The sequence below is a fragment of the Paenibacillus sp. FSL L8-0502 genome (assembly GCF_038593055.1).
In the GTDB taxonomy this organism is placed as follows: Bacteria; Bacillota; Bacilli; order Paenibacillales; family Paenibacillaceae; genus Paenibacillus; species Paenibacillus polymyxa_D.
The window spans coordinates 1,062,648-1,076,002 of the sequence record NZ_CP151958.1 but is presented as its reverse complement, the minus strand read 5'-3'; the positions used below and the strand labels follow the sequence as shown (position 1 = coordinate 1,076,002).

Below are 13,355 nucleotides of genomic sequence, written 5' to 3'. Positions count from 1 at the left end.
AACGGGATTTACTTTTTTGCCTTTGCTGTAGAGGTAGCCGGAATCGTAACACTTCCTGTCAGTCGTAAATCCTGTGAGGAGCTACCCACATACATGGGCACTTCACCCGCCGGCATAACCCATGCTTTGGACTTTTCATCCCAATAAGAGAAAGCTTTCGGGTCGAGCTCAATGCGAACCTTCTTCTCTTGACCCGGCTTTAATTCTACCTTGGACCAGCCTGCCAGTTGACGGGATGGAGTCTCTACGTTTGTCGGAAGCTTACCGCTGTACACCTGTACAACCTCAGCTCCGGCTGTTTTGCCGGTGTTCTTCAATTTGAGCGAAACTTCGACGGAACTCATGCGATCGGATTTTTTTCCACTCGCATGCTGTTTGGTTTTCAGATCGCTATATCCGAATGTTGTATAGGATAAACCGTGTCCAAAGGAGAACGCCGGTTGAATACCCGATTTCTCATACCCACGATAGCCTACAAAAATACCATCTGAATAGTCACCTATACCGTTCACACCCGGAAACTTCTCTGGTGAGGATACAGGTGTAGACTGCTCGTTAACCGGGAAGGTTACCGGCAACTTGCCCGAAGGATTTACATCTCCAAATAAGACGCGCGCTATAGCATTCCCTTGCTCTTGTCCAGCAAACCATGCTTGTACGATGGAAGGGACTTTGTCCTGCCATGTATCCATTTGCACGGCTCTGCCGCTCATTTGTACGACAATGGTTTTCGGATTTACAGCCGCAACCGCACGGATCAGCCGATCCTGATTATTCGGGAGCTCCATATCGGAACGCTCAACATATCCCTCACTCTCATACGTGCGCGTAACAACAATCGCAACATCCGATTTTTTCGCCAATTTCACAGCGTTGTCAATCAGCTTATCTGACGTATCTGCCGGAGGTTCCCAGCCCAGACGAACCATACCACCGGAATCACGACCATTGGTCGGATAATCAGCGCGGTATTCAATACGTATCTTGTGCTTTTCACCCGCTTTAAGGGAGATGTTTTTCTTCGTAGTGCCCAGCTTTTCACCTTGATTGTCCACGAAAAGCTTATCGTCGAGATACAGCTTGCTTGATCCCAAACTGGTTAATGACAATGCATAGTCACCATCCTTGGGAGCTGCAATTGCCCCTGTCCAGCGTGCAGATATCAAGCCGTTCAGTGTCGTTGGTGTATTTGGAACTTTAGGGGACTTCGCATTGAAGCCCTGATAATTATAAAATCCAAGGTTCATATTGACTTGGTCATCATTGCGTACAAGAATCGGATTGCCTTCCATCTTGTTATTCTTCCAGTATTCGCCTCGAAGTCCCTGTTCGCCATCTCCATAAGTCGCATATCCAACACTGATATCCTCTTTCTCATCAGATGTAGTCAACAGTGAAGACGGAACAGCAGATGGCCCTGGCATAATGTCTCCTGCAGAGATCGGGTCTGTGCCCGGTGCATATTGGACGGTAACTCCTTTGCCGACACGATTGCGGATGCCCTCTAACGGACTCACGGTATACGTCGGATTCACCAGCGAACTGCCTCCGCCTGCCACAGTGCCGTTATCTGCATCGGGGCCAATCACAGCAATAGACTTGAGTTTATCTTTAGACAATGGCAATGCATTGTTTTTATTTTGAAGCAGTACCATACTTTCCTCAGCCAATTGACGGGCTGTCTTGCCATGGTCATGGGCATCAATTTGGTTATTTTGAGCCGGGTGATCAAATAAACCTTTGCTGAACATTTGCACCAGAATGCGCCCAGCCTTATCATCAATCGTTTTTTCACTTACCTTACCATTCTTGACAGCAGCCAGCAGCTGATCTCCCCATTTTCCATAAGGAGTCCCCGGTGTTTCCAGATCCAAGCCACTATTTGCCGATTCGACTGTACTCAGGTTCGCGCCGTAATCACTCATCACGAAGCCCTTGAATTGCATTTCCTTTTTCAAGAGATCTGTCATGATGGTCTTGTTCTCACATGCCGATTCGCCATTGACCTTGTTAAAGGAGCACATAGCTCCGCCCAAGTCTGCCTTGGCAATAGCCTCCTGAAACGGACGTATGTAAATTTCATGCAGCGCACGGTCACTGACTTTGACATTTGTTGTGAAACGCTCTGTCTCCTGATTATTCATAAGGTAATGTTTGGCAGTCGCCAGAACAGGATGACTTTGTATACCTTTGACATAAGCGGTCGCCATTTGAGATTGCAGCAGCGGGTCCTCGCCCATAGATTCAAAGTTTCGCGATCCCCATGGAATTCGGGCAATATCCATCCCGGGTCCAAGCACCACATTATGAGTTGTATTAAAAGCCTCGTCTCCGAGCAAATCCCCATACTGTTTGGCAGCTTGGATATCCCACGTTGCAGCCAGCGCAATTGGAGCAGGCAACGCAGTCGATTGCTTGTCCTGCACATCCGGATTAGCGATACGTACACCTGCAGGTCCATCTGCCATCGTCAGCGCCGGAATGCCCAACCGCTCCATCGAATTATTATAGAATCCATAGTAATTGTTGACCTTGCCAGTCACCAAATCTATTTTTTCTTCCAGCGTCATTTCCTGTAGCAGCAGCGCTGTCCGTTTCTCAGCCGACAGGCTCGTGTTCATCCAAGGCCGATCTGTCCGGCTTCCTGCCGCTCCTGCAATATTCATAGGTCCGATCACGACAGCCGCGATCACTGTCATCATCACCATACGGAACAACCATGTTGATTTCACTTTCACGTTTGTAATTCCTCCTTGATGTTAGGTCATGAGGTGAATGCCTATTCAACGCTCACAGGCTTGCAAAGGCTCTCGATCCTGCGAGCTCCGACAAGAATCCAGAGCCACGGGATAAGCAAGCAAGTCAGCAAAAGCCGCAATGGCTCAAGTGACACGTTTACCACCCTACCGCACATTTTCGGAAATTTCATTGAAAGTTTTTGGAAATTCAATACTAGGACCTTCATTCTTTTTCATAAAAAGAGAGCGTTCACAATTCAGTTAACCGATGAATAAATTACACTTTTGTAACTTTTTAATGACGGTTTTTTAACTAATTTAAATCACAAAAAATGATTCATATGTCCCACTCTTGACTTACTCATATGGCGTTACCTAGCGTGCGACCAAAGTCGCTATTTGGGAATTGGAAAGACTTATGTATACAAAAATAACGCTCACAAACAAAAAAATTCCAGAGAACCTGAAAGGTCCCTGGAATGAATATGATTATTCAAACGGATACCGAAGTCCCCACTGTGAACGAATCTGATCCATCAGTTTCATAATTCCTAATGATTCATCTAAAGAAATAGTAGAACTTTCGAGCAAACCTTCGTTCAAGCAACGCCCGACTTCTTCTGCTTCAAAGGCATAGCCTGTAGAGGATCGGTCATCCTGAAAGTGTTGTGCCTCTTCACCGTCCACAACTAAAGTAGCCGATGTGCTGTTTAGGAATGACGGAATGTGAATATAGCCCTTGGTTCCATGGATGTATGCCTCATTCGTCAATCCGAGACGGACTGCCCCGTTAAGCATAGCCGTGCGTCCTTGCCCATAATCCAGCAAGATCGAAAATGTCTCGTCAACGCCTGTCTCCCCGATATGAGCAGTGCTCCATACATGCTCAGGTTCAGGACCGAAGACCATTGAAGCAAAAGAAACCGGATAAATTCCTGCATCTAACAGAGCACCTCCGCCCAGCTCAAGGTTCAAAAGCCGGCCCTCCGGGTTCCAATCTACCCGAAAACCAAATTCTGCCTTAACCAGCTTTACCTCGCCAATGTGTCCCGCATGTATCCACTCCTGCACTTGGCGAATCGGAGGCAAAAAACGTGTCCACATTGCTTCCATCAGGAATAGCTTACGCTCACGTGCAAAGCCGATTAGTTCCTCCAATTCTTTACTATTGACGGTGAAGGGTTTCTCACACAAGACCGCTTTGCCCGCCCAAAGAGCCGTCAGAACATTTTCTTTATGAAAAGGATGAGGAGTCCCTACGTAAATAGCATCTACCTCGGGATCTTGTGCTAATTCCTCATAGCTCCCGTAAGCTCGTGATATTTGATGCTTAGCTGCAAATTCGGTAGCGCTTTCAATAGTACGTGATCCAACGGCATACCCTTCTCCATTCGTAACATGCGCCAAATCCGCCACAAATTGATCTGAGATCCAGCCTGTGCCGACAATTCCCCATTTAATCTTTTTGCTCATACTTGTGTCCCTCCCAGCAATTTGGTTAACGTTGACTTACAACATACCCTTTTATTCTAGCAAACGCCTGTCCTAAACAAAAGAAATTCCTGCTCAGCGATAGTTTATATTGCGGCTTGGCAGCAAGACGACACGGCGGCCACTAAGTCACACATTTTGAACTGGAATTTCCCTCAGCATTGTTTTGGTTCAGGATCATTTTATTGAATAATGTATCTGTAAAACTTTTTATCCACTTTCATGACTGGAAAACTAATCGGCAATTCTCCTGGATCTACACTAACAAATCCATTCTTCTCATAAAATCGATGAGCTGCTACGAATTGTGGTGTTGTTCCAAGATAGATTTCTTCAATAGACCTTTCCTTAGCCCATCCTATGGCATGATGCAATAATTGATTCGAAACATTGAATGTTTTACCTCTATAATTTTGTTTTACAAACATCTTTCTGAGTGCTGCCTTACGGTCCCTAATATCTAACAAAGCTACAGTCCCCACTACGGTTCCTTCACGAAGAGCCACCCAGAAGTTGCCGTTACCACGCTGATAAAAGTTTTCAATATCAAGCAAATCTGGCTGATCCTCTTTGGTTATGGCGATATTATATTCATCTTTTTGAATATGTAAAATTAAATCGACAACTTGTGATTGATACTCAGTTGAGTACTCTTTTAGAAAGATACTTTTAAACATCGTTATGTTCTCCTATGATCGTCAATTGTTATACTGTTAGATTTCCATCAAACCACAGAACCTAAAATATTACCCATATCTCCTTATTCGTGCTTGATAAACGCTCAATATTAAATAACTCAACCTCCGCAACTAAACTAAGTTTCCACCTACACAGTCGAGGATTTGAAACCATTGTCTAGATGCGAACGTTGAGTTCATTATAAATCTATATACATCAGAATTCTATCCTACGCTTGAAGCTGTGTAAGAATTTGCGGGTCCTTGATCTTCTGATCCTCGGCCAACAACACTATTTTGGATAAAATCTCGGCTGTTCTTGGGTCTTCGTCCAGAAACGGCAGGAAGATGCGTCCACGATGCTGCGAATGCACCGGAATAATATGCAGCGCTCCCTTCGCTTGCTTATAGACACCCCCGCTTCCCAAATGCACAGCATATTCGCCAAGAGTCCCATCTACACGTGCATAATTCCCATCCACGCGTACATTGCTAATTTTCAGCAGGCGAAGTGATTCCTGCACAATGACCCTACGCATTTCAATCGTCGTCAGACTGGCCTCTGGATCAACGCCGCCTACATGGGCAACACTGACGACCAGATCCACGTCCCGCATAACTTCGGAGAACAGAACAGGAGGAACTTCGTCCAACGGTACGCTCTTATACGTTGTCCGATCAAAGAACTGCACGGTCTCCAGCGTAGGAGCCTCGGTATCTGCTGGTGAGAACCAGTCCGCCATGGCATACAGGTTGGCAATCAGATTCTCAGCATAGTACACCTTCTGGAGTCCATCCTCATAGCTGACCGTCCATTGCCGACCTTTCAATAGGGATACCGTCTTATTCGGCTGTACCTGGTGTCCCGCATATCGACGGGAAACGGTCGCGTTGGCACGTTCATCAGCATTCAGCAGGTACAGCTCACGGAACACCTGCTTAAATGGCTGGCGTATCTGACGGTCGAATAAGTCCTTCTGGAAGTCGTTCCAACGGCCACTTTCGAACAAGTGAAGGGGGTGAGCGATAATCAGCTTATCCTCTTCTCCTATAGAATGCTGTTCAGCAGAAGGATCAGTCAACACCAACGTATCCCCATTAAAATATCCGAGGTGCTCGCCAGCCTTGAAAACCAGTGTCCGCACCAACGGAGCAAGCACAGGATTACCCAGCAATCCTCTCAATTCCTTCACCATAAAGGTCGTGCCAGACTCCATAGAGCGCTCCAATTCCTTCCGAGCTCTGCGATACTGATCCACCAGATCTCCTTTAAGCTCCTTCAATGCCGTAATATACTCATCCTTCTTGAAACGAGCCGGAATGGATTTCAGCGTCTTGCCTTTGCTTACAATTTCAATATCTGCCGCTCCTTCATCATCAATGACGAGCTGCACCGTTGTAGCCTCGTCCAAAGCATGTGGCTCAAAATAAGACCGGAGATCATCCAGCTTGCGAGCCTCCATATCCCAGACGAGACGGGTTACGTCATCATAACCTGCGTTACGTGCCAAATTCCCGAGTGCAATTCGTGAAACGAGTGCCTCACTAGCCTTACGCTGTGCCCCAAATTTTTTGCTTTGTTCCAGAAACCTTTGGATAAAATCATAACGTTCGCGTACATCTGGTTCAGGTGGCTGAGCAAGTGGAATCAAACTGTAGGTCAGCAAATGGTCTTTGTTTCGCTTGTCTTCCACTGATTTTTCCATTTCACTCCGTTTGAGCTTACCCAGCGTCGCATCCGCAAACAACTGGGATCGACGATGATTGGCTCCAGCCGAAATATACTTGGCACAATCGTACAGCAGATCAAAACGTTCCTCGCCCAACGTCTCATAAGCCTCATGAAACCAGTGAATATCGAAGGCACCATCATTAAAATCTTGCGGAGCAATCGGCGAGTAATGAGCTACAATCGTTTCCTTCTCGGCCGAAAAACCTTCATTGATATGCGCATGGAAATACCATGCCGCACTGCGAAGTCCTTCCCATCCGAGATAACCCGCTACAATCTCAATCCACTGCGGGGCATACATTGCCGCCTCCAGCAGACGTTTATCTGTAATTTTAGTGTCCTTCAACTTTTCCTTGAGCAACGTGGCATCCTCGCCATCACTCGGATAACATGCCTTGAGCAAGTGACTGAACGATTCCTTTTTGGTAATACGATCACCGTAACCGTACACATAACCACGCACGAATGTTTCCTTGTCGAGACCCTCCAGAATACGGATAAAATAATCCATGCCTTCAATTCGGTTCAAGCCCATAACCTTTGGCGTAGCCTCGGTAGGCAAATCGCCTCGAACCAATTCAACCTCTAACAGTCGATCAATAACCGTACGGCGTATCTCCAAGAATTCCGGGTTGCTAGAAATCCATGTATTGCGGGCATTGGTTAAGGTACTCATATGTCTTCTGCTTTCACTACCGGTCAGCAGTTCCCGATATACTTCCCCTACACCGATCAACCCTTTTTCATAGGCTTTGAAATAATCCTCCAGATCCAGCGGAGAATAAAAGCGATTTTCCGCTCCTGGCAGTTCTGCGTAGTTCACAAAAGTATGGAAAAAGCGCTTAAAGGACTCATCGTCATGGACCTGCCCCTTCTCCAGTGCCACCCACGGGCCGGACAATAGATGGAGCATTCCCAAATCCTCTGCTGGTCTGTCCTTAGGCACGCACTGCATTAGTGAATTTAAAGCAAGGTCAATTACGTCAAATGTTTGGTCACCGGATGTGTCCATAAAATAAGCATTAACTAATGTGCTTACCTGATCGGAGTAGGTCAGCTCTGCCATCCATCTTTGAACCTCGTTAATCCGATCCACAGGATACATTTGCTCGGCGAAATCTTTACGCCATCCTTCCAGCAGCTTGTGCTTGCTTAGCTCTGAATAGTCCATTTTAAAAGAAAAGTATCGATAGTAGCGATCCAGCGTTCGGTCCATAGGCTCCAATCGGTCATAAAAAACAAGCTCCAGCAGTTCACGTGCTTCTATGCCGCTTTCCTGCAAATAACGGTCCCACTCCTCGTAAAGAGGATATAAAGACAGCCTGGAATCTACTTCTTCATCGACCTGAACCAGCCGTAGAGGACGAAGGTTCGTCCCAATAAGCAATGTATCTTTGTAGCCCGAATAATATTCCGCTGTATATTCCACATCACGATGATGATGAACAAGCTCATCCAGTCCAGTCAAAAACTGCTTGAGCTTCTCCAATGGACTAACAAAAACATCGGCCAATCTAAAATCACCCAGATCCACTTTCTCTTCCAACCAAGCTTCCTTGACATTCGGATCGTACAGGCCAAAACCGTTAGCCCCTGTATAAGCATCCTCCTGTCCCAGCTTGGACAACAGTTGCTCCTCTTTGGCTGTAGGTTGCTGAATGATATCGGCCAAAGCCCGCAGGTTTTCATACTGTTCGGCACGATCCGGATCTGCATATATCTTCGTCAATACCTCCAGTCCACCCAATCGTTGCAGCTCCGCCTTAGCACGCAGCAAGCGTTCCAATGAGCCAGCGAGCGGCTCTTCCGATTGTGAGAGCAACACACCAATGACACTTTGTCGCAATGAGCCCGTCTTGAGCTTTAGTAAGGCTTCCATTTGTTGCATTTCTGGTTCCGACAGCGTCAGCTTACGCGCCTTGGCCACAGCGAACTCACGGATACTCATACTTTTGTCCGACAAACTGGAAAAAATAAAATCACGCTGTACCGTATCCTCAGGATTTTGCACAAAATGGTTCAACAGTTCGCCACGCAGATTAGGGCTAATCTGTTCCTTTAAGGCTATGATTTCCCCAATCCAAGAAGCGTCCATATCATAGCCAGCGAGATATAGCATTTTTTGAATAGGTGCATCTGAGCGGTGATACAGATTTACAAAATCTAGCACCTTGGAGGGCTCGGTGGACTCACCCTTTTTTATATGTACAAACAGGTTATGAAGTCGTTCAAAATCCTTACGCCGCTCCTCTTTGCTCTCCAGCAAAGGAGTGCGCACCACTTTAACGATCCGATCCGCGACGGTCCCGCCTTCTATCCATTCATAAAAATAATTGCTTGTATAGTTCGTCAGAATCCAATATTGAAGCTCCGGATCTGTTTCATCCAGATATTCTCTCGCAATTCCGAGGCGCACATCCTTGTTGTCACTGTTAGACAGTACATACAGTGCTACGATCTTCTGGTAAGTTGCTCCCTGCTCCATGAGTTTCCGAACCTGTCCATACAGATCACGTTCCTCATGTACTGCGGTAGCCCACAAACTCATATACACTTCATTAGCATTTGAGCTGGTCAGCCATTCCTGGCGCAGTTCACTACGAGTCAATGCTTCATATGCCTGCTCGATCAGTTGGCGAACGACCCGTTGATTGGCGGATTCCAAGCCCATTCCCGTCCATACTGCAAGCGCCCGCACTACCGAGCTGTAACGAATGAAGCCTTGGTCGATGATCAACTTTAACAGATATATTAGAGCCTCCGGGGTTCCTTCATCCATTTGTTCCACAATACTTTGGCGCAATCCCTCTTGGAGTTTGGCAGCTGCCAGGAGCTCTCCGATCATGCGATAATTCTCCTCCTGATGACTCAGGAGCATGCCTTTAATCATATTGCGTGTAAGTAACGCCGCCTGATTATCCCCATAAATAATAGCTTTTAGCGCCTCAAGCACCTGTGAATTGCCGTTGTCTAGCTCGTAAGCAATCCAATCACCAATCGTTTCCTGAATCCGGTAATCCCTACCTGATTCATAATCTTTTTTCGTTAAATAATCCATTATAGAGAATCCGATACAGTCCATTCGGATCAACTGCACCATTCTTTTATAAATCCGGGAAGTATGGGCCGTAATATCCGAAGTACGAAACGGCTTTCGCGCATACCCGGTGCTGTATGGATATTCAGTAACATGCTCTGTTAGATGTGTGAATACATCGCCCGCTGTTTGTCCAATTAGAGCACGCAATACCTCTGTCAGTGGCTTAAACAGCGGTTCTCCGCTTTCTGTCGCCCGTTCTTTTAATATTCGCTGACATTCGTTAAATGGCTCCTCGTTCTCCTGTATGTAATGAAGCTTACTCAGTTCCACAACATACTGAGCCAACTCCTGTTGTTGTCCCTCCAGTTGCGCCGCGCGCTCCTTCAGTGTGGTGAAATATTCTTGCTCATTGTTCTCTCGATGCATATTTCATTTCCCCCTCTACCATAGGCCTCCAGCCAGCATTGTGAAGCGTATAAATACAATTTCATTCCCATCCTTAAGTGCCAAAGGAGCATCCAGTTCAATAGTTTCCTCGTCACACACAAAAACTCTGTATAAACCATCTTCAAAAGCCTGCATCGCTGTGTTCACAGCATCCTTAATATCCGGGACACCATCATTATATACGGAACCGAATCCTACTTTGCCTATCTCGCCTTGTGCCTCAACTTCCTCTCCCGTGAGGAATGGAATCAGCGCGACACTCTCCTGCTTATCCCGCAGCTTTTGAACATTCAAAGCAACGGTTGCAGTAATCAAATCTCGCAATGTTTTTGGAGCAGGACTCAGTTCTATTTCCTGTCGTGCGAGTGCGGGCTTGCGTTTTCCCAGACTTTTTACAGTTACAAGCAGCTTCATGTCGTTCCCCTTCCTTTTTATTCACGCTTTTGACCCGTTGTCAGCTGAATTTTTTGACCCATTTAAAACACCGTTAACGAAATCGAAAACGAATGTTTGTTCGTATATTTATTTTAATAGGTTCCTTATCATTACTCCATCACCCTTTATGACCAAAATTCATAATGCTGTAATACACTAAAATCTTAAAAAATAAGACTTTGTACCCTGATTTCGATGAAATTTATCCATATTAAGGATGAAAAAGAAAAAAACCTGCACAAGGGAGACCATCTGCTCTTCACAGACTTCACTCCATTATACAGGTCAAATATCATCATAAATAATGTTTCAATACTTATTTAATTAAAATGCTGGAACAACGCTATCCTTGTAATTGTCCTCAAAAAATTTACGCACTTCCGGTCCGGTCATTCGCTTTGCCAGCTTTTGAATGGCATCGGAATCTGCATTATCCTTACGCGCTACCAGATTAATGGCAAAGTGCGTATCGTCTTTTTCGGTAATCAGCGCGTCCTTCTTCGGTGTCAGACCGAGCGGCTTGGCATATGCGGGATACATGGCAGCCATGTCCACATCATCCATTGAGCGCGCCAGCATCAACAAATCCACTTCTTTAAACACAAACTTTTTCTTATTCTCAATAATATCAGCCTGTGTAGCATTATAGCCTACGCCTTCTTTAAGCTTGATCAAACCGTTTTGCTCCATCATTACCAAAGAACGTCCTGTATTGGCCGGGTCATTGGCAATGGCAATAGTCGCACCTTCGGGCAGGTCTTTAACGTTCTTGTATTTTTTGGAGTACGCACCATAAATGGCGTTGTAAATTGGTTTTATCGCTACCAAATCAGACTTGTTGCTTTCATTATATTGTTGCATAAAAGGAGCATGCTGAAAGAAGTTAGCATCCACTTCATGGCTTGCCAATGCGTTGTTCGGTTGGATATTGTCTGAAAGCACGACGATTTCCAGATTGACTCCGTCCTGTTTAAGCAGCGGCTTCACGATATCTAGCACATCTGTCATCGGTGGGATGAGCGTCGCTATTTTCAGGGTCACTTCTTTTTGGGAAGTCGCTTCTTTGGACTGTGTTTCTTGTGCAGCCTGCTTTTGACCACCGCATCCGGCAACCAGTAGCATAACGACAGCAAATAGTGTAAGTAATTTCAAGTTCGTTTTCATGTTGTTTTTCCGACTCATTCGATGTGGAACCTCCAAAATTAGTTGTGATCGGGAAGATAAAAATGAGTTACAGCATAGCCGCTTCGCGTGCAGATTGTTCTTCCGATCGCTGACGCTTCTCCAGAACAATTCTGCCCGCTCCGCTTTGGAGGCACTGTAAAGTCATTTTTATTTCCCATAGTGGGCGGTGCAAGTGTTAATGAAGAGATTCATAAACCATTTACCGCTTGTCGATCCGGCGGGATATGGTGCTTCCGGTGAACTGGATCGTTTGTACGAAAATAATCATGACGACGATGGTGAACGCCATCAAGCCTGTTTCAAAACGCTGGTAACCGTAGCGGATGGCAAAATCGCCTACCCCGCCGCCACCCACAATGCCCATCACCGTGGAGTAGGAGATGAAGCTAATGGTGGACGTGGTCAAACCCAGTACAAGCCCAGAACGAGCTTCCACGTACAGAAATTTGAAGATAAGCTGAAGAGTGGATGCCCCCATAGAAGTAGCGGCTTCAATTACACCCTTCGGCACCTCAAGCAATGATTGCTCCACCAGCCTCGAATAATAGGCGATGGCCACCACTGACAAGGGAACCGTAGCAGCCATCGTACCCAGCGCCGTCCCTACGACCAGACGTGTAAATGGAATCATAAACACGACGAGCAGCAAAAACGGGAACGAGCGAATGACATTGACCACACTGTTCAATAGGGTGAACAGCAGTCGATTTTCATATTTTTGACCTTTGCCGCACAAATACAAAATCGTTCCTGCCGGAAGCCCTAACAGTACAGCTGCTGCGATGGAAATCCCTACCATGATAAACGTCTCTCCGATGGCTTTCCATATCTCAGACTGATATTGCGCAATGATGTTCAGCATTTCATTCATCAGCTTCACCTGCTTTCGCTGTTGAACCTACCGCAGCGTCAGCTACACGTTGCGTGGAAAGCAGCTGTCCATCCCGCATTTCTGATACATGGGTACAAATGTTGCGTACCACGTCCATATCGTGCGTTACAATTACAATGGTAACTCCCAGTTCACGGTTGATCTCCCGTAACACGCCCAGAATATCCGCGGTCGTCTGCGGATCAAGCGCCGAGGTCGGCTCATCACACAGCAGCACCGCAGGTCGATTCGCCAGCGCTCTGGCTATCGCTACACGTTGCTTTTGGCCTCCGCTCAATTGTGCCGGATACTGTTCTGCTTTATCAGCTAAACCGACGAATTGCAGGCATTCGCGCACACGTTCTGCTCTCTCTTTTTTCGCGACACCTGCCAGCTCCAACGGCATTGCTACATTTCCACTGACCGTCCGATTGTGAACAAGATGATAATGCTGAAAAATCATCCCTATGGATCGCCGCGCTTCACGGAGACGTTTTTCCGGCATGCGAGTCAGATCTTCCCCGTTCACAACCACGTTTCCCTCATCCGGCCTTTCCAATACATTCATCAACCGGAGCAAGGTAGACTTACCGGCACCGCTGGCACCTATAATACCGTGGATTTCCCCCTCCTCCACTTGAAGGGACACGGATTGAACCGCATGAAATTGGCCGCTTGAGGTGGTATAATGCTTGTTTACCTGATGCAGCGTAATCATGAAACCTGGCCTCCTGATGAT

8 protein-coding genes are annotated in these 13,355 nt (G+C 46.4%); all 8 read right to left on the bottom strand.

Translation table 11 applies throughout. The annotated features are described in order from the left end of the window. Positions 1-8: 8 nt before the first annotated feature. The 8 genes from NSQ57_RS04790 to NSQ57_RS04755 all read right to left on the bottom strand — a co-directional run bounded on the left by NSQ57_RS04790 (position 9) and on the right by NSQ57_RS04755 (position 13,334). Positions 9-2,738, bottom strand: coding sequence for a glycoside hydrolase family 3 C-terminal domain-containing protein (locus NSQ57_RS04790; RefSeq protein WP_318628258.1), 2,730 nt, complete (start codon positions 2,736-2,738; stop codon positions 9-11). A 489-nt stretch (positions 2,739-3,227) separates the two neighbouring features. Next, entirely contained in the window at positions 3,228-4,211 is a 984-nt protein-coding gene (locus NSQ57_RS04785; RefSeq protein ID WP_342425696.1) for a Gfo/Idh/MocA family oxidoreductase, read from the bottom strand. 200 nt (positions 4,212-4,411) lie between these two features. Beyond that, positions 4,412-4,906: a GNAT family N-acetyltransferase gene (locus NSQ57_RS04780; RefSeq protein WP_342425695.1), complete on the bottom strand. Its 495-nt coding sequence runs from the start codon at positions 4,904-4,906 to the stop codon at positions 4,412-4,414. 230 nt (positions 4,907-5,136) lie between these two features. Beyond that, positions 5,137-10,104 carry a DUF4132 domain-containing protein gene (locus NSQ57_RS04775; protein WP_342425694.1) on the bottom strand — a complete coding sequence of 1,656 codons (4,968 nt, stop codon included), beginning with the start codon at positions 10,102-10,104 and terminating at the stop codon, positions 5,137-5,139. Between the two features lie 15 nt (positions 10,105-10,119). Continuing rightward, the gene (locus NSQ57_RS04770; protein ID WP_165150009.1) at positions 10,120-10,539 is read right to left on the bottom strand and encodes a hypothetical protein; all 420 of its coding nucleotides are present in this window, start codon (positions 10,537-10,539) and stop codon (positions 10,120-10,122) included. 345 nt (positions 10,540-10,884) lie between these two features. Beyond that, on the bottom strand, positions 10,885-11,742 hold the full coding sequence (locus tag NSQ57_RS04765; protein WP_342425693.1) for a MetQ/NlpA family ABC transporter substrate-binding protein: 858 nt from the start codon (positions 11,740-11,742) through the stop codon (positions 10,885-10,887). A gap of 202 nt (positions 11,743-11,944) precedes the next feature. Continuing rightward, positions 11,945-12,616 carry a methionine ABC transporter permease gene (locus NSQ57_RS04760; protein WP_039272472.1) on the bottom strand — a complete coding sequence of 224 codons (672 nt, stop codon included), beginning with the start codon at positions 12,614-12,616 and terminating at the stop codon, positions 11,945-11,947. Then, a complete protein-coding gene (locus NSQ57_RS04755; RefSeq protein WP_165150007.1) occupies positions 12,609-13,334 on the bottom strand; it encodes an ATP-binding cassette domain-containing protein in 726 nt (241 codons plus the stop codon). The genes NSQ57_RS04760 and NSQ57_RS04755 overlap by 8 nt, the downstream gene beginning before the upstream one ends. Positions 13,335-13,355 lie beyond the last annotated feature (21 nt).